Raw genomic sequence first — 17,983 nt, 5'->3', positions numbered from 1 at the left:
AATGCATCGGGCCGGATGCGCGCGAGCCCGGCGCGGATAGACTGACGCCTCATGAGCGAGCGCAGCGATCAGACGGCGGCCGGCATCCTCGGCACCATCGAGACGCCCGGTGACCTCCGGCGCCTGAGCCCTGAGCAACTCACCCTGCTCGCCGCCGAGATCCGCGACTTCCTGGTCGCCAAGGTCTCCCGCACGGGCGGGCACCTCGGCCCCAACCTGGGCGTGGTGGAGACGACCCTGGCCCTGCACCGGGTCTTCGACTCGCCGCGGGACCGGATCCTCTTCGACACCGGCCACCAGGCGTACGTGCACAAGATCGTGACCGGCCGCCAGGACGGCTTCGATCTGCTCCGGCAGCGCGGCGGCCTCACCGGTTACCCGAGCCGGGCCGAGAGCGAGCACGACTTCATCGAGAACTCGCACGCCTCCACCGCCCTGTCGTACGCGGACGGCATGGCCAAGGCCTTCGCGCTGCGCGGCGAGGAGCGGCACGTCGCGGCGGTGGTCGGCGACGGCGCCCTGACCGGCGGCATGTGCTGGGAGGCGCTCAACAACATCGCCGCCGCGAAGAACCCGCTGGTCATCGTGGTCAACGACAACGGCCGGTCGTACGCGCCGACGATCGGCGGCCTCGCCGACCACCTCTCCACGCTGCGCCTCAACCCCGGCTACGAGCGGGTGCTCGACCTGGTCAAGAACGCCCTCGGCGCGACGCCGGTGGTGGGCAAGCCGGCGTACGAGGTGCTGCACGCGGTGAAGAAGGGCATCAAGGACGCGGTCAACCCGCAGGCGATGTTCGAGGACCTCGGCATCAAGTACATCGGCCCGGTCGACGGCCACGACATCATGGCGATGGAGTCGGCGCTGCGCCGCGCCAAGGGCTTCCACGCCCCGGTGATCGTGCACGCGGTGACCCGCAAGGGCTACGGCTACCGCCCCGCCGAGGACGACGAGGCCGACTGCCTGCACGGCCCGGGTGCTTTCGACCCGCAGACCGGGGCGCTGACCGCCACGCCGTCGGTGAAGTGGACGCACGTCTTCGCCGAGGAGCTGGTGGCGATCGCCGACGAGCGTCCCGACGTGGTGGGCATCACCGCCGCGATGGCCGAGCCCACCGGCATCGCCGCGCTCGCGAGGAAGTACCCGGAGCGGGTGTACGACGTCGGCATCGCCGAGCAGCACGCGGCCACCTCCGCGGCGGGCCTCGCGATGGGCGGGCTGCACCCGGTCGTCGCGGTGTACGCGACCTTCCTCAACCGCGCCTTCGACCAGGTCCTGCTCGACGTGGCCATGCACGAGCTGCCGGTCACCTTCGTGCTCGACCGCGCGGGCATCACCGGCCCGGACGGGCCCAGCCACTACGGCATCTGGGACATGAGCGTCTTCGGCGTCGTCCCGGGCCTGCGCATCGCCGCGCCGCGCGACGCCGTCACCCTGCGCGAGGAGCTGCGCGAGGCGGTCGCCGTGGACGACGGCCCGACCATCGTGCGCTTCCCGACCGGATCGGTCGCCGCCGACCTGCCGGCGCTGCGCCGGGTCGGCCCGGTCGACGTGCTGCGCGAGGAGGACCGCAAGGACGTCCTGCTGGTCGCCGTGGGCTCCTTCGCCCGGCTCGGCATGGAGGTCGCCGAGCGGCTCGGGGAGCAGGGGTACGGCGTCACCGTCGTCGACCCGCGCTGGGTGCGCCCGGTGCCGATCGAGCTCGTCGGCCTGGCCGGGGCGCACCGGCTGGTGGTGACGGTGGAGGACGGCGTCCGCGCCGGCGGGGTCGGCGACGCCGTGGCGAGCACGCTGCGGGACGCGGGCCTGACCGTGCCGCTGCGCGACTTCGGCGTGCCGGCCGGCTTCCACCCGCACGGCAGCCGCGCGGAGATCCTGGCCTCGCTCGGGCTCACCGCGCAGGACATCGCCCGCGACGTGACCGAATGGGTCTCGCGGCTCGACGACCCGGCCGAGGAGCGCCAGCCCACATCCTGACGCGGATGGGCGATTTCGTTATTAAGCCGTTACCTTTGGGGGTATGGCGGCGGAGACGTTCGGCGGCGCGACGGTAGTCATCGACCTGGGCCTGTCCCGCGGCGAGCCCGACGAGTACGCCTCCCCGCAGGGCCGGACCGTGCCGCGCTGGTTCCCGGCCGCGCTCATCGCGGTGATCGTGCTGCTCGGTTCCGCCGCGTCCGCCGCGCCCCCGCCACCGCCGCTGTCGCCCGTGCTGTCGGTGGCGATCGGGCCCGCGGACCCGTACACGCTGACCGGCACCGGCGAGCTGCTCGCCCAGAGCCTGGGCACGGTGGCCGCGTACGACCTCGGCGACGGGCGGATGCGCTGGCAGGCCGGCTCCGAGGCGCCCAGCTACCGGCTGCGCACCGGCGGCGGGCTCGTGCTCCTGCGCCCGTACGCCGGCTCCACCCGGGTCGATCGCGGCACCACCGCGGTGTCGCTGGCCGACGGCTCGGCGCGCTGGCGGCGTCCCGGCAGCGTGGTCACCGTGGCCGGCTCCGACACCCTGCTCGCCGTCACCGCCGTACGCAGCTTCTCCGGGCCCGGCCGGCGCGTGCAGGGCGCCGTCGAGGCGGTCGAACCGGTCACCGGGCGTACCCGCTGGCGGGTGCCGATCCCGTCGACGGCCGTGTTGCTGGGCCTGCCCGGCGCGGCCGGCCGGCCGGCCCGCATGCTGCTCGTGCACGACGACCGCACCGCCGCGGTGCACGACCTCGCCACCGGCGCGACGCTCACCCGGGCGCGGCTGCCGGCCGCCGACTACGGCCCCGACAACCCCGTCGTCGCCGGCGGTCTCCTGCTGCTGCGGCACCCGGCGACGGACGGGGACCCGGCGACCGACGCCCGCATGGTCACCGCGTTCGACCCCGGGCTGCGGCAGCGCTGGAGCCGGCCGGCCGGCTCGGCCTACGGCGCCGTCCCCTGCGGCGAGCTGGCGTGCCTCGCCGGGCCCGACGGCGTGCGGGCGGTCCGCGCGGCCGACGGCGCCGAGGCGTGGTTCCGCCCCGGCTGGCGCGGCGTCGAGCAGCACGGCGGCATGGTCGTCGCGTCCGGCACGGCGGGCGAGACCGACCTGGTCGGCATCGTCGACCCCGGCACCGGCCGGGTGCTCACCGATCTGCACGGCTGGCGCCTGGTCTCCGGCACGGGCGGCGACCATCTGCTCGTTACGCGGACCGTCCGGGCGGGTGCCCGTACCATGGTCGCGGTCGCGGCCCCCGGCGACGCCCGTCCGCGGCCGCTGTCCGACCTGCCGGCCGGCACCGGGGACTGCCAGGCCGGACCGGGCCGGTTGGCCTGCCGGTCCATCTCCGGCGAGCTGAAGGTCTGGGCGTACGAACGAAGGGGTTGAGCGTGGCGCTGATCGAGCTGACCCCCGGAACGCCGGCTCGGCCCGAGGCGACCACCCCGCCACCCGCGTACGTCTACCGCCGCCTCGGCCTGCTCCTCGCCGCGGTCCTGGTCCTGGCCCTCGGCGGCGCCGCTCCGGCCGTGGCCGGGATGTGGCGGCACCTCGGCGACGTGCCGCTCGAACGCGCCACGGACTTCCTGATCTCCGGCGGCCGCCTCTACACCCTCGACGTCGCCGACGACCGCCCACCGCGGATCGCCGCCTGGGCCACCGATCCGGTACGGCAGCTGTGGAACGTGCCCGGGCCGCCGGAAGTCGGGGGCGAGCCGTACTTCATCACCGCCGTGTCCGACGGCGTGGTGCTGCTCCGGATCGGCCGGTCCACCGCCTTCCTCGACGCCGGGACCGGGGCCCTGCGGTGGCGCTCGCCCACCCTCGTGCAGCCGCTGGACGACCGCACCGGCCTGGTCAACGAGGAACGGTTCCGGCCCGGCACCGAGTACGACCCGGACTCCGGCGCACCCGGCCCGCTGTACGGCACGACCGGCGAGGTCCTGCACACCGAGCCCGCGCTCAGCACCTCCCTGTCCCGCGTCGACCTCGCCACCGGCCGCCCGCACTGGACCGTCTCGGAGCCGGGCTCCATCTCGGCGGCGGCGACCGGCGGTCCGCACCGGGAGCTCGTGGTGCTCTCCGCCGACCGGCTCGCGGTGCGCGCGTCGGCGACCGGCGCCGTACTGCGCGAGCGGAAGATGCCGCGGGTGGACGACGACATGCCCAGCTGGTTCGAGCTCGCCGGCGACGTCGTGCTGGTCTACCACGGCGCCTACGGCGAGCGGGTCCAGGTCACCGCGTACGCGTGGGACACCCTCGCCCCGCTCTGGCGGCAGGACCACTCGGAGGCCCTGGGCAACACCGCGGCCTGTTCCGGGCTGCCCTGCCGGCAGACCGCCACGGGTCTGGCGGTCCTGGATCCCGGCACGGGCGCGACCCTCTGGGACGCCGGCACCGAGGCCGACCTGCTCTCCTTCGGCGCCGGGACGGTGCTGCACCTGGAGTCCCGGGCGCATCTGCTGCGGACGCTCGACCGGCGTACCGGGCGGCCGCAGATCGATCTGACGCCGTGGCAGAACTCCGTGCCCCTGCCGGACGGCGACGCGTACCTGCTGACCAGGCGGGAACCGGACGGGTCCACCGTGATCGGGCTGTTGCGGGCCGGGGCCGCCGGGGTCCGGCCGCTCGGCCGGTTCACCGTCGGCGTGGACCGGTGCCGCGCCGACGCCATGCACGTCGGCTGCGAGGTCCCCGGCGGCGTGGCGATCTACCGGTACGGGAACTGACGGCCGCGCGGGAGCGGGCCGGCGAGGTGCAGCGACGAGATGGCCGTCGCCCTGGGCCTCGCCGACGTGCCCGATCTGCTGCCGAAGCCGCTCGGCTGCGCCGGGCGCTCGAGGAGGACAGCCGGGCGGTCGTGAGCGGCGCACAATGGCGGCGTGGGCGACGTCGTCATCGACCTCGGCGAGCTGCGCCACCAGCAGCCGGCGCCCGCGCCCGCCCGGCGGAGGAGGCACCCGCGGGTCGCGCTGGCCGCCGTGACCGTCGTGCTGACCGCGCTGGCCGGTGGTGCGGTGCCGCGGGCGGCCCCGCGGGCGCCGGTCGTCGTGCCCGCCGCGCTGGGGGACACCATGATCGTCGAGCGGGATCTGCTGCACGTGGTCGACGCCCCCGGGCCGCGGCTGTCGGAGGTGCGCGACCGGGTCGTCCGCACGTACGCGCTGCCCGCCGGGGAACCGCTGTTGCGCACCACGGCGCCGGTGCCCGGGTCCATCCTCGCCGTGACGCTCGCCGGCGGCACGGTGCTGGTGTCGTACCAGGCCGACACCGTCGCCGCCGAGGGCACGGTGGCCGTGGCCGCCGGAACCGCCCGGCTGCTCTGGCAGGTGCCCGCCCGCCTGCTGGGGGTCTCCGCCGCCGACGGCGTCGTGCTCCTGCGCGGGACCGGCCCGCGGCTCGGCGGCGTCACCTGGTACGGCCTGGACCTCGCCACCGGCCGGACCCGCTGGACCGTGCGCCCGCCCGGCGCCGGCCAGACCACCGAGGCCGGGCACGCCGCCGACGGCTTCCCGCGGCGCCTGGTCACCGCCACCGCCGCCGGGCACGTGGAGGCCCGGGACACCGTCAGCGGGCGGGTGGTCGCGGCGGTGGACGTCGCCGTGCCGCCGAGCTGGTCGCGCCGGGGCGTCACGGTCTGGCCGGCGGGGGACCTGGTGCTGGTAGGCGGGCTCGGCGGGGTCACCGCGTACCTGCTGAGCGATCTTCGCCGGCGCTGGACCAGCGCGCTCGACCTGGCCGGCCGCTGGGTCGAGGCCGACTGCGCCGGTGGGATCTGCCTGTTCGGCTATCGCGGCGGCGTCGAGGTCGTCGACCGGGCCACCGGGGCGCACCGGTGGTCCAGCCCGCGCTGGACCTCGGCCCTGGAAGCCGGGCCGCACCTGCTGGTCACCGGCGCGGAGGGCCTGGAGGCGCGGTACCCGCTGGCGGTCGTCGACGCCCGGACCGGCGCGCCGCGGGGCGACTTCGGCGGGTGGCGCGCGGTCGGCGCGGTCCGCACCGACGGCACCGTGGTGGGCCTGCGGCAGCGCATCGGCGACGACGTCGTCCGGTACGCGGCCCTCGACCCCCGGACCCGGGCCGTCCGGGTGCTGGGCGAGGCGACCGGCGTCTCCGGCGACTGCCGGAGCACCGGCGAGGTCCTGGTCTGCCGCCGCATCGACGCGTCGGTCGCCATCTGGCCCCTTACCGGATCGTGACCCGCAGGTAGCCTGGCACTCACAGCCTCTTCACACCGCTGCGGCGAAGCTGGGCGGCGGGCTGAGAAGGATCCGGAGGACCCGCGGGTGCGCGTGCTGGTGGTGGAAGACGAGCGGAACCTCTGCGATGCGATCGCGCGGGGGCTGCGGCGCAAGGGCATGGCGGTCGACGTCGCCTACGACGGCACGAGCGGCCACGAGATGGCGTACGTGACGCGCTACGACGTCGTGGTGCTCGACCGGGACCTGCCCGGCATGCACGGCGACGAGATCTGCGCGGCGCTGGTCGAGTCCGGCGCGCTGACCCGGGTGCTGATGCTCACCGCCAGCGGCACCGTCGCCGACCGGGTGGAGGGCCTCCAGCTCGGCGCCGACGACTACCTGCCCAAGCCGTTCGCCTTCGACGAGCTGGTGGCCCGGGTGCAGGCGCTGGGCCGGCGCGCCACCCCGGCCGCGCCGCCGGTGCTGACGGTCGGCGACCTCGTCCTCGACCAGACCCGCCGGGTGGTCACCCGCGGCGGCGCCCCGATCGAGCTCACCAACAAGGAGTTCGGCGTCCTCGAGGAGCTGCTCAAGGCCCGCGGCGGGGTGGTGTCCAGCGAGGAGCTGCTGGAACGCGTCTGGGATGCCAACACCGACCCGTTCACGACGACCGTACGTGTCACGGTCATGACCCTGCGCAAGAAGGTGGGCGACCCGCCGCTGATCGAGACGGTGGTCGGCGCCGGATACCGCGTTCCCGACCCCGTCGTGGTGTCCCCCGCGGGCGGCGCGGCGTGACCGTCTACGCGACCCGGCGCGAGCGGATGCGGCTGCGCCCGACGCTGCGGCTCCGGCTGACCCTGCTCAACGGCATCCTGCTCGTCGGCGCCGGCGGGATCCTGGTGCTGCTCGCCTGGCTGCTCGTCGACGCGGTGAACCCGCAGGACAAGCTGCAGGCCGGCAGCCAGGTCACCCTCGCCGACGGCAGCCGCGTGGACGCGCTCACCTGGCAGACCTCGTTCGTCGACAGCGCCTCGCGGGAGCTCCTGGTCAAGGGGCTGCTGGCGCTCTTCGCGATCGGCATCATCGGCATCGCGGGGGCGTACGCCGTGGCCGGTCGGGCGCTGCGCCCGCTGCACCACGTGACGGCGACCGCCCGCCGGCTCGGCGAGGAGACCCTCGACCAGCGGATCCGCTACTCCGGAGCGGACGACGAGGTGGCCGAGCTGGCCAGCACGTTCGACGCGATGCTCGACCGGCTGGCGGGGGCCTTCGAGTCCCAGAAGCGCTTCGTGGCGAACGCCTCGCACGAGCTGCGGACGCCGCTGGCGGTGATGCGTACGGAGATCGACGTGACCCTCAGCGACGACGAGGCCGACGTCGCCGAGTACCGCCGCATGGCCAAGGTGGTCCGCAACGCCTCCGAGCGCGCCAACGGGCTGGTCGACGCGCTGCTCGTGCTGGCCCGCAGCGAGGCCCAGTCGGGGCGCCGCCTGGTCCGCAAGGTCCCGGCCGATCTGGCCACGAGCGTCTACAACGCGCTGTCCGCGGTCAAGGCGGAGGCGGAGCGGATGAAGCTCGAGGTGACGACCGACCTCGAGGCGGCCCACGTGGTGGGCGACCCCAGCCTGCTGGACCGGCTCGCCGGCAACCTCATCGAGAACGCGATCCGCTACAACCACCTGCTCGGCAAGCTCTGGTTGCGCACCGGCAACGTCGACGGTCAGGCGCAACTGGTCGTCGGCAACACCGGCTACGAGGTGGACCCGGGGGACGTGCCGGGGCTGTTCGAGCCGTTCCGCCGGGGCGGCTGGGAACGCACCGGCTCCCGCGGCTCCGGCCTGGGCCTGTCCATCGTCCGCGCGGTCTGCGACGCCCACGGCGGGACGGTGTCGGCCGTGGCCCAGCCCGGCGGCGGGCTGGAGGTCACGGTGAGCCTGCCGGCGGCCGACACGACCCCGGTGGTGGCCGCGTCCGCCGCCGTGCGGCGCACCAAGGGGCTCGGCACGCCCCGGGCCGAGCTCAGTTAGCGACCTTCTCGACCTGGGCCCGGAGCTTCGGGAACTCCGCCTTGGCGGAGTTCATCGACTTGTAGTACCAGATCAACAGGCCGACGCTGCCCTCGTCGGCCCAGCCGCACACCACCACGGGTGCGCCGCCGGCCTCGCCCTTGCCGCACTTGGCCACGCCGCCGAGACTGCCCGCCGACGGCGTGGTGAGGCCGGTGAGCTTGAGGCCGCTGACGCCCGCGCCCAGGAAGGTGGCATTCAGCTCGCGCTGCGGGTCCTCGACCTCGGACGCCACCGCGGCGACGATCACGAGGTCGCGCTCCGCGGGGGTGCCGTACAGGGCGCCGACGGTCTCGGTGGCCCGGGGCATGTCCTCGAGCTCCTCCTTGAGCTCGTCGACCGCCCCGGCGAACTGCGGGTCGGTCACCCTCGGACGCCCGCCCAGCGTCTTGGGCTCCACGACGGTGATGTCGGCGGCCGGCTCCTCGGTCGACTCCGTCCGCTCGGGGGTGGCCGACGGGGCGACCGGCGCGGCCGTCGGCGACGTGGTGACGTCGTCGGCGGCGTTGCGGCCCACCAGGTAGAGCGCCGTGCCGCCGCCGACGCAGAGCACCAGGGCCACCGCGATCGACACCAGCGTGATGGCCAGCGCCCGGGACTTGGGCTGCGGCTGCGGCGGCGGGTAGCCGGCGCCCAGCGGCGGACCGGACTGCGGATAGCCGGCCTGGCCGTACTCCGGCTGCGGGTACGGCGGCTGCACGCCGTATCCGGGCTGCGGCGGGTAGCCCGGCGGCACCGACGGCGGCACGTCGGGGTTCGGCTGGCCCTGGTACGGCGGCGCCGGATAGCCCTGCTGGGGCGGGAACGGCTGCGCCGGGATCGGCTGGCCGCCGTGCGCCGGGCCGGGCGGGGGATAGGACTGTCCCGGGTACTGCTCGGGATAGGGCGGCTGGTTCGGCGGCTGTGACATCCACGCTCCAATTTCGGGCTGGGGGGAGCTTAGCCGCATCGAGGCCCGTGTGGTTCCCCTGACGGAGCGAGCCCCGCCACACCGGAGTGACCGGGGTGACGGGGCTCGCCGCGGGTCGGACGTGCCGAGTGCCGCCTCAGGCCTTCTTCTCCACCTGGCCGCGCATCGCGATGAACTCCTTCTCCAGCTCGGCCTTGCCCTTGAAGAGCATCCCGATCATGCCGACGCTGCCGTTGTCGGACCACACGCAGACCGCCATCTTGACGCCCGACGTCTCGCTGTCGCCGCACTTGGCGATGCCGCCCAGCGGGCCCGGGTCGGTGTCGGTGAGGTTCTTGATCTCGAAGCCGCCCTCGCCGATGTCCTTGGCGAACTCGTCGTAGCGGCTCTGCGCGGTGCCGTTGATCGACGAGACCGCCGCCACCATGACGAGGTCCTGCTTCTGGACGTCGCCGTAGACCGCGCCCACCGACGCGGTCGCGCCGGGGATGTCGTCCATCGCGCCGTTGAGGCTGTTGCGCAGGGACGGGTCGCTGGCCTTGGGTCGTCCGCCGAGGGTCGCCGGCTCCACCACGGTGATCTTCGAGGCGTCGACGACCTGGTTGATCTTCTCCCGGCCGAAGTAGACGGCGGCGGCGATGCCGCCGGCGCAGAGCACGGCCAGCACGGCGAAGACGATCAGCACCACCTTCAGCGCCGAACCCTTCTTCTTCGCCGGGGGCGCCCCGAACTGCGGTGCCGCGCCGCCGGCGGGCGGATAGGCACCGGCTCCGGGCGGCGGGTAGGCGCCGCCCCCCGAGGTGGGCGGCGGCGGGTAGGCTTCGGCACCGCCGGGCGGCGGGTATCCACCGGGCGGCGGGTACGCGCCGGGAGCCGCCGGCGGCTGGTAGCCACCGCCCGACTCGGGACCGGGCTGGCCGGGAGGGGGCGGATAGGGCGGCTGTGACATGAACACTCCAGAGCTAATGAGGTCAGCCGCCGGAGCCTATCCACCACCGGTTGCAGGTGGGGTCGTCAAACCGTCACTGTTGCGGCACAAGTGGGGTGACGAAGAACGCCCCCGCGCCGGTGCGGGCGCGGGGGCGTCGGTGCTTCGTGGCGTCAGGCCGGCACGCTGGCCAGGCCCTCGGGCAGGAAGCGCTTGCCCGTCACCCGCTCGGACGTGCCGCTGCGGTCCAGGTACGGCGTCACGCCGCCCAGGTGGAACGGCCAGCCGGCACCGAGGATCATGCACAGGTCGATGTCCTGCGCCTCGGCGACCACGCCCTCGTCCAGCATCAGCCGGATCTCCTGCGCGAGCGCGTCGAGCGCCTTCTGGCGTACCTCGTCGGCGGTCAGCGGGGCGTCGCCGCCCTCGACCAGCTTGACCACCTCGGGGTTGATCTCGTCGTCGACCATCAGCGGCAGGCCGGCGTCGACGATCTTCTTGAGGTTGGGGCTGTCGCCGAAGCGGTCCGGGAACGCCTCGTGCAGCGTGCCACCCACGTGGTAGGCGACGGCCGGGCCGACCAGCTGCAGCAGGGCGATCGGGCGCATCGGCAGGCCCAGCGGGTCCAGCGCGGTGTCCACGGTCGCCAGCGGGGTGCCGGCGTCGATCGCCCGGAAGACCTCGCTGGTGAAGCGGGTCAGCAGGCGGTTGACCACGAACGCCGGGGCGTCCTTGACCAGCACGCAGGACTTCTTGAGCTCCTTGCCGACCGCGAACGCCGTGGCCAGCGTGGCGTCGTCCGTACGCTCGCCCTTGATGATCTCCAGCAGCGGCAGGACCGCGACCGGGTTGAAGAAGTGGAAGCCGACGACCCGCTCGGGGTGCTCGAGGTCGGCCGCCATCTCGGTCACCGACAGCGAGGACGTGTTGGTGGCCAGCACGGTCTCCGGCCCGACGATCTTCTCGATCTCGGCCCAGATCTGCTTCTTCAGCTCGAGGTTCTCGAAGACGGCCTCGATGACGAAGTCGGCGTCGGCGAAGACGGACTTGTCCACCGAGCCGCTGACCAGGCCGCGCAGCTTGGCCGCGGTGCCCTCGTCCATCCGGCGCTTGCCGACCATCTTGTCGATCTGGCCGCGGACGTACTCGACGCCCTTGTCCACCCGGCTCTGGTCGAGGTCGGTGAGCACGACCGGCACCTGCAGCCGCCGGGCGAACAGCAGCGCGAGCTGCGAGGCCATCAGGCCGGCGCCGACGATGCCGACCTTGGTGACCTTGCGGGCCAGCTCCTTGTCCGGCACGCCGACCGGACGCTTGGCGCGGCGCTGGACCAGGTCGAACGCGTACATGCTGGCGCGGCACTCGTCGCCCATGATGAGGTCGGCGAGGGCCTCGGTCTCGGCGGCGGTGCCCTCCTCGAACGTCGCGTCCTTGGCGAGCGCGAGCAGCTCCAGCGCCTTGTTGGCCGACGGGACGGCGCCGTGCAGCTTCTCGTCGAGCTGCTGCTTGGCGAAGAAGAGCACGCCGTCCCACATGTCCCGGTCGATCTCGGGACGCTCGACGGTGATCTCGCCCTTGACCACCCCGGCGGCCCAGGCCAGCGAGCTCTCCAGGAAGTCGGCCGCCTCGAAGAGGACGTCGGCGACGCCCATCTCGGCCGCCTGCTTCGGCTTGAGCACCTTCTGGGTGAGCGGGTTCTGCAGGATGATCTGCGCCGCGCCCGGCGCGCCGATCAGGTTCGGCAGGAGCTGGCTGCCGCCCCAGCCGGGGATGAGGCCGATCGCGACCTCGGGCAGGCCCAGCGCGGCCGCACCGGTGGAGACCGTGCGGTAGTGGCAGTGCAGGGCGGTCTCCAGGCCACCGCCGAGCGTCGCGCCGTTGATGAACGCGAAGGTCGGGATGGCGGAGTTCTTCAGCCGGGCGAGGACCCGGTGGCCCAGCTCGCCCAGCGCGACGGCCTGCTCCCGCTGCTTGATCAGGGGAACGCCGGTGATGTCGGCGCCGACGCAGAAGATGTACGGCTTGCCGGTCACCGCGATGAACGCCGGCTCGGCCTCGGTGGCCTTGGTGATCGCCTCGTCGAGCGAGCGCAGGCCGCCCGGGCCGAAGCTGTTGGGCTTCTTGTAGTCCAGCCCGTTGTCGAGGGTGATCAGCGCGGCGGGCTTGTCCAGGCCCGGCACCTTGACCAGGCGTACGAGCGCCTTGGTCACGACCTCGTTCGGGTACTCAGGCAGAGCCGTCACTTGTCCGCACCTTCCCAGTTCGGGTTCTCCCAGATGACCGTGCCACCCATGCCGATGCCGATGCACATCGCGGTGAGGCCGTAGCGGACCTCGGGGCGCTCGGCGAAGTGGCGCGCGAGCTGCGTCATCAGCCGGACACCCGAGGAGGCGAGCGGGTGGCCGATGGCGATCGCGCCGCCCCACGGGTTGACCCGGGGGTCGTCGTCGGCGATGCCGAAGTGGTCGAGGAACGCGAGCACCTGGATCGCGAACGCCTCGTTCAGCTCGAAGAGGCCGATGTCGTCGATGGTCAGGCCGGCCAGGCGCAGCGCCTTCTCCGTGGACGGGATCGGGCCGTAGCCCATGATCTCCGGCTCGACGCCGACGAAGCCGTACGAGACCAGCCGCATGGCGACCGGCAGGCCCAGCTCGCGGGCGGTCTCCTCGTCGGCCAGCAGCGCGGCGGTGGCGCCGTCGTTGAGGCCGGCCGCGTTACCGGCGGTGACCCGGCCGTGCGGGCGGAACGGGGTCTTGAGGGTGGCCAGCTTCTCCATCGAGGTCTCGCGGGGAGCCTCGTCGACGGTGGCCAGGCCCCAGCCCTCCTCGACGCTGCGGACGGCGACCGGCACCATGTCGGGCTGCAGCTTGCCGTTCGCGTACGCCTTGGCGGTCTTCTCCTGCGACGCCAGGCCGAAGGCGTCCGCCCGCTCCTTGGTGATGTTCGGCAGGCGGTCGTGCAGGTTCTCCGCCGTGGCGCCCATGACCAGCGCGGACGGGTCGACCAGCTTCTCCGCCAGGATCCGCGGGTTGGGGTCGACGCCCTCGCCCATCGGGTGCCGGCCCATGTGCTCGACACCGCCGGCGATGGCGACGTCGTACGCGCCCATGGCGATGCCGCCGGCGACGTTGGTCACCGCGGTCATGGCGCCGGCGCACATCCGGTCGATGGCGTAGCCGGGAACGGTCTTGGGCAGGCCGGACAGCAGCGCGGCGGTGCGGCCGATGGTCAGGCCCTGGTCGCCGATCTGGGTGGTGGCCGCGATCGCCACCTCGTCGACCCGCTCGGGCGGGAGCTGCGGGTTGCGGCGCATCAACTCACGGATGCACCGGATCACCAGATCGTCGGCACGGGTCTCGGCGTACATGCCGCCGGCCTTGCCGAACGGGGTGCGGACGCCGTCGACGAAGACGACCTCGCGACTTACTCGGGGCACAACAAGCCTCCTTGCAGGCGTGAACCCAGGGCTTTGACACCGGAGATGCTACTCGCCGGTAACCATCGGGGACCAGCAAGTGTGGCAAAGCTGTAAATGAGCTCTCTGAGGTGGGGTCAGGCGGTGGGATCGGGGAGGACCTTGGCGAGGGCGTCGGCGATCAGGCCGACCTGCCAGGCCCGGGCGCCGAAGCCCTGAAGGGTCTCCGCGACCGACTGCGGGGTGGCCCCGGCCGGGGGCGACCAGGCCAGGCGACGGATGAAGTCCGGGCTGATCAGGTTCTCCGGCGGGAGGGTGTGCGCCTCGGCCGTGGCGATCACGACCTGGCGGCAGCGCTGCAGCCGGGCCGCGGCGACCGGATCGCGCTCGGCCCAGCGGTGCGGCGGTGGCGGACCCTCGACCGGCTGGTTCACCGGCAGCTCGTCGTCGGGCAGGGCGCGGGCGGCGTCCAGGGCGTCCAGCCAGACCCGGGCCAGCCGGCGTACCGAGCGGCCGCCGAAGCCCGGCAGGCCCAGCAGCGTCCGCTCGTCCTTGGGGTCCAGCTCGGCGGCCGCGATGATGGCCGAGTCCGGCAGCACCCGGCCGGGGGCCGAGTCGCGGCGGGCGGCGACGCCGTCGCGGGCGTACCAGAGGGCGCGGACGCGGGACTGGGCCCGGGCGCCGCGGACCCGGTGGATGCCGGAGGTGCGCCGCCACGGGTCGGGCCGGGCGCGCGGCGGCCGGTCGGCGCCCGCCACCAGCGCGGCGAACTCCTCGGCGGCCCAGGCGGCCTTGCCCTGCCGCTCGAGCTCGTCGGCGAGATGGTCGCGCAGGTCGGTGAGCAGCTCCACGTCGAGCGCCGCGTACGTCAGCCAGGACTCCGGCAGCGGCCGGGTGGACCAGTCGGCGGCCGAGTGGTGCTTCTCCAGCGAGTAGCCGAGCAACTGCTCGGTGAGCGCGGCCAGCCCGACGCGCTCGAAGCCCGCGAGCCGCGCGGCGAGCTCGGTGTCGAACAGCCGCCGCGGCTTCATGCCCAGTTCGGCGAGGCAGGCCAGGTCCTGGCTCGCGGCGTGCAGCACCCATTCGGTGCCGGCGAGCGCGGCGTCCAGCGTGCGCAGGTCCGGCAGCGGCATGGGGTCGAGCAGCACCGTGCCGGCGCCCTCGCGGCGCAGCTGCACCAGGTAGGCCCGCTGGGTGTAGCGGTAGCCGGACGCCCGCTCGGCGTCGACGGCGACCGGCCCGGAGCCGGCGGCTATCCGGGCGACGACCTCGGCCAGCTCCTCGGCGGTCTCCACCGGCCGGGGCGTGCCGTCGCGCGGCGCGGTCAGCGGTACGGAGGCGCGGGCAGGCTCGGGACCGCCGGAAGGGTCGGGCGGGACGTCGTGCGGTCCGTCGGTAGCGTGGTCCGGCGCGTCCCGACGGCGCTGGGGTGCTTCGTCGGTCACTCCGTAACCGTACGGGGGTACCTCCCCCCGCGTGTGCAGCCGGGTACCGGCGCGTCGGCGCTCGATCCGCTTGATCGCGGAAAACGGATGCCCCGGGACCCGTCCGCGAGGCCGGTTCCGTCCGTACTACCTGCCGGAGCCTCACGATCGGAGATCCGGACTTCCATGACGACCGCCTACGACCCCTTCGGGGTGCCGGGCCAGTTCGGGGTGCCGGGGCAGCGCCGGCCGCCGCAGGACCCGCTGCTGAGCCTGCCCGACCATCCGTCCGGGGAGTGGGCGACCGCGGCGCGGCCGTCGGCGCCGCCGCCGCGGGTGGGTCATCCGCGTCCGGCGCGCCGGGACACCGGGCCCTTCCTCGCCTCGCCCTCCGGCGGGGCGCCGTATCCGGTCGTGGCCGAGCCGGTCGAGGTGGCCCGCCGGGGCCGGGTCGGACCGGCCCTGCTGGCGCTGGTGCTGCTCGGCGGCGCCGGGTTCATGGCGTGGCGGCTCGACCGTGCCGACAGCCGGATCAACGACCGGCTCGCCGCGGCGCAGCAGCGCGAGTCCGAGCTCACCCAGCGGGCCGAGCGGCTGGAGAAGCAGCTCGCCGGGGTCTTCGACCCCGAGGCCATCTCGTCGTCGGTGCTGCCGAGCGTGTTCCGCGTGCGGGCCGGCGAGTTCACGGGTACGGCGTTCTCGGTCGGCGACGCCGCCGGGGAGGGCAAGGCGAACCTGATCACCAACTTCCACGTGGTGGAGTCGGTGTGGAAGTCGGGCGGCCGCAAGGTGTTCCTGGAGCGCGGCAAGGACGAGGTGTCCGCGACGATCGTCAAGGTGGAGGAGGGCGAGGACCTGGCCCTGCTGCGGGCGAACCGGCAGATCGCCGGGCTCGCCACGGCGCCGGAGTCGGTGAAGCCGGGTCAGCAGGTGGTGGTCGTGGGCGCGCCGCTCGGCTTGGAGGACACCGTGACGACCGGCGTGGTGAGCGCCTTCCGGTCCGGTGACGGCCCGACGCTGCAGTTCGACGCGCCGATCAACCCGGGCAACTCCGGCGGGCCGGTGGTCAACGCCGCGGACGAGGTCATCGGCGTCGCCACCGCCAAGGCCCGCGACGCCGAGGGCATCGGCCTGGCCGTACCCATCAAGACCGCCTGCGAAGCCTTCAAGGTCTGCTAGGTCGCCGCTCTCTGGCGGTTGAAGGCCGTCACGCCGGGCGGGGGGAGGCCTGCCGTGGAGGCGAGCATGGCGCACCAGCCCTGGAGGTGGGCGCCGAGGTCGTCGGAGGTGGGCGTCCAGGAGGCGCGGATCTCCAGGTCGGCGGTCGGCGCCGGGCCGGCCAGCTCGCCGAAGCGGGTCGAGGTGGTCTGGGTGATGGTGCCGCCGATCGCGGTGTAGGCCGCGCCGTGCTGCTCCAGGCCGTCGGTCAGCCAGGTCCAGGCGACCGCGGGCAGCAGCGGGTCGCCGGCCAGGTCCGCCTCCAGCTCCGCGGTGATCAGCGTGACCAGCCGCAGGTCGCCGCGCCACGCGTCGTGCCCCGCCGGGTCGTGCAGCAGGATCAGCCGGCCGCTGGCCACCTCGTCGCCGTCGCGCAGCACCGTCGCGCTGAGCGCGAAGCCGTACGGTGCCAGCCGCTGCGGCGCGGCGATCTCCTCGAGCAGGATCTCCTCGCGCGGCGCGGACGCTCGCAGCCCGGCCACCGCGCGGGTGAACGCCTCGGGTGCAGCGGGGGAGGGCGCCATGGAGGAAGCCTATGCCGATCACTGCCTTCCGTCCGCGCGCGGCGCGCCGCACGCCCCGGTTCACTCACGTGGCACGATGGCGCGGGTGACCAACTCATCCGCGGATTCCGCCTTCGTACGCGCCTGCCGTGGCCTGGACGTGCCGCACACCCCCGTCTGGTTCATGCGTCAGGCGGGCCGGTCCCTGCCCGAGTACCGCAAGATCCGTGAGGGCGTCGGCATGCTCGAGTCGTGCCGCCGCCCGGATCTGGTCACCGAGATCACCCTGCAGCCGGTGCGCCGGCACGGCGTCGACGCGGCCATCTTCTTCAGCGACATCGTGGTGCCGCTCGCCGCGGCCGGGGTCGACCTCGACATCGTGGCCGGCACCGGCCCGGTGGTGGCGGCGCCGATCCGCACCCGCGCCGACGTGGAGGGGCTGCGGCCGCTGGAGCCCGGCGCCGTCTCCTACGTCTCGGAGGCGGTCCGCCTGCTGCTCCCCGAGCTCGGCGCCACCCCGCTGATCGGCTTCGCGGGAGCGCCGTTCACCCTGGCCAGCTACCTGGTCGAGGGCGGACCCTCGCGGACGTACCTGAAGACCAAGGCGATGATGTACGGCGACCCGCAGCTCTGGCACGAGCTGTGCTCCCGCCTCGCCGACATCACCCTGGCCTTCCTGCGGGTCCAGGTCGAGGCAGGGGTCAGCGCGGTCCAGCTCTTCGACTCGTGGGCCGGCGCGCTCTCCGAGGCCGACTACCGTGAGTACGTACTGCCGCACTCGGCGCGGGTGCTCGCCGGCCTGGAGGGCGCGGGCGTGCCCCGCATCCACTTCGGCGTCGGCACCGCCGTGCTGCTGCGCGCGATGGGCGAGGCCGGCGCGGACGTGGTGGGCGTCGACTGGCGTACGCCGCTCGGCACGGCCGCGGGCATCGTCGGCCCGGACCGCTGCTTGCAGGGCAACCTCGACCCGGCGGTGCTCTTCGCGCCCTGGGAGGTCGTCGAGCGGGAGGCCCGCCGGGTGCTCGCCGAGGGGCGCGCGGCCCGCGGGCACGTGTTCAACCTGGGCCACGGCGTGCTGCCCGAGACCGATCCGGATGTGCTGACCCGCCTGGTGGAGCTGGTCCACAAGGAGAGCGCTAGTTCTTGAGCGGCTCCGGCTGCGACGCCCACCACTCGGACGGCACCGACTCGTAGACCTCCTGCGCGAGGTCCTTGAGCCGGTCGGCGGTCGGATGCCCGTGGTGGGCGTCGGCGAGTCCCTTCAGTCGCACGTACCACTCGGCCAGCTGCTCGACGGTCACTGCCACCTGATAGTCCACGGCGCCAGGCTAGGCCGGTCCGGCGGGCGTCCGGCGGCGTTTCCCCGAACGGG

General features: G+C 74.1%; 15 protein-coding genes. 8 read left to right on the top strand and 7 right to left on the bottom strand.

What is annotated here, in order from left to right; translation table 11 throughout:
- The first annotated feature begins 51 nt into the window (after positions 1-51).
- From dxs to IEY99_RS14125, 6 genes are all read left to right on the top strand, one after another.
- Positions 52-1,977: a 1-deoxy-D-xylulose-5-phosphate synthase gene (gene dxs, locus IEY99_RS14150; RefSeq protein WP_189203193.1), complete on the top strand. Its 1,926-nt coding sequence runs from the start codon at positions 52-54 to the stop codon at positions 1,975-1,977.
- A gap of 43 nt (positions 1,978-2,020) precedes the next feature.
- The gene (locus IEY99_RS14145; protein WP_189203191.1) at positions 2,021-3,352 is read left to right on the top strand and encodes an outer membrane protein assembly factor BamB family protein; all 1,332 of its coding nucleotides are present in this window, start codon (positions 2,021-2,023) and stop codon (positions 3,350-3,352) included.
- 2 nt (positions 3,353-3,354) lie between these two features.
- Positions 3,355-4,692 (top strand): outer membrane protein assembly factor BamB family protein, encoded by a 1,338-nt coding sequence (locus IEY99_RS14140; protein ID WP_189203189.1) that lies wholly within the window; start codon positions 3,355-3,357, stop codon positions 4,690-4,692.
- A 153-nt stretch (positions 4,693-4,845) separates the two neighbouring features.
- A complete protein-coding gene (locus tag IEY99_RS14135) occupies positions 4,846-6,162 on the top strand; it encodes a hypothetical protein (RefSeq protein ID WP_189203187.1) in 1,317 nt (438 codons plus the stop codon).
- A gap of 87 nt (positions 6,163-6,249) precedes the next feature.
- Positions 6,250-6,942, top strand: coding sequence for a response regulator transcription factor (locus IEY99_RS14130; protein ID WP_189203184.1), 693 nt, complete (start codon positions 6,250-6,252; stop codon positions 6,940-6,942).
- Positions 6,943-6,968: 26 nt separating this feature from the next.
- Entirely contained in the window at positions 6,969-8,174 is a 1,206-nt protein-coding gene (locus tag IEY99_RS14125) for a sensor histidine kinase (protein ID WP_189203617.1), read from the top strand.
- Here IEY99_RS14125 and IEY99_RS14120 read toward each other — a convergent pair.
- The 5 genes from IEY99_RS14120 to IEY99_RS14100 form a co-directional block, all read right to left on the bottom strand.
- Positions 8,167-9,123: a hypothetical protein gene (locus IEY99_RS14120; protein WP_189203182.1), complete on the bottom strand. Its 957-nt coding sequence runs from the start codon at positions 9,121-9,123 to the stop codon at positions 8,167-8,169. The genes IEY99_RS14125 and IEY99_RS14120 overlap by 8 nt on opposite strands.
- Before the next feature lie 136 nt (positions 9,124-9,259).
- Positions 9,260-10,072, bottom strand: a complete 813-nt coding sequence (locus IEY99_RS14115) for a hypothetical protein (protein WP_189203181.1) — start codon at positions 10,070-10,072, stop codon at positions 9,260-9,262.
- A 152-nt stretch (positions 10,073-10,224) separates the two neighbouring features.
- Positions 10,225-12,285 (bottom strand): 3-hydroxyacyl-CoA dehydrogenase NAD-binding domain-containing protein, encoded by a 2,061-nt coding sequence (locus tag IEY99_RS14110; RefSeq protein WP_189203615.1) that lies wholly within the window; start codon positions 12,283-12,285, stop codon positions 10,225-10,227.
- 5 nt (positions 12,286-12,290) lie between these two features.
- On the bottom strand, positions 12,291-13,487 hold the full coding sequence (locus IEY99_RS14105) for a thiolase family protein (RefSeq protein ID WP_189203179.1): 1,197 nt from the start codon (positions 13,485-13,487) through the stop codon (positions 12,291-12,293).
- Positions 13,488-13,603: 116 nt separating this feature from the next.
- A complete protein-coding gene (locus IEY99_RS14100; protein WP_189203177.1) occupies positions 13,604-14,911 on the bottom strand; it encodes an HRDC domain-containing protein in 1,308 nt (435 codons plus the stop codon).
- A gap of 165 nt (positions 14,912-15,076) precedes the next feature.
- Here IEY99_RS14100 and IEY99_RS14095 point away from each other — a divergent pair, with 165 nt between their 5' ends.
- On the top strand, positions 15,077-16,069 hold the full coding sequence (locus IEY99_RS14095) for a S1C family serine protease (RefSeq protein ID WP_189203175.1): 993 nt from the start codon (positions 15,077-15,079) through the stop codon (positions 16,067-16,069).
- Here the strand turns inward: IEY99_RS14095 and IEY99_RS14090 are convergent.
- On the bottom strand, positions 16,066-16,632 hold the full coding sequence (locus IEY99_RS14090; protein WP_189203173.1) for a DUF3000 domain-containing protein: 567 nt from the start codon (positions 16,630-16,632) through the stop codon (positions 16,066-16,068). The two genes, IEY99_RS14095 and IEY99_RS14090, sit on opposite strands and share 4 nt — an antisense overlap.
- Before the next feature lie 76 nt (positions 16,633-16,708).
- Between IEY99_RS14090 and hemE the strand changes: the two genes are divergently transcribed.
- On the top strand, positions 16,709-17,758 hold the full coding sequence (hemE, locus tag IEY99_RS14085; RefSeq protein ID WP_189203171.1) for a uroporphyrinogen decarboxylase: 1,050 nt from the start codon (positions 16,709-16,711) through the stop codon (positions 17,756-17,758).
- Here hemE and IEY99_RS14080 read toward each other — a convergent pair.
- Complete coding sequence (locus IEY99_RS14080) at positions 17,748-17,930, bottom strand: hypothetical protein (RefSeq protein WP_189203169.1); 183 nt, start codon at positions 17,928-17,930, stop codon at positions 17,748-17,750. The two genes, hemE and IEY99_RS14080, sit on opposite strands and share 11 nt — an antisense overlap.
- Positions 17,931-17,983 lie beyond the last annotated feature (53 nt).

The sequence above is a fragment of the Couchioplanes azureus genome (assembly GCF_014648355.1).
Taxonomy (GTDB): Bacteria; Actinomycetota; Actinomycetes; order Mycobacteriales; family Micromonosporaceae; genus Actinoplanes; species Actinoplanes azureus.
The sequence above is the reverse complement of the archived record's forward strand: the minus strand, read 5'-3'. Positions and strand labels throughout refer to the sequence as shown.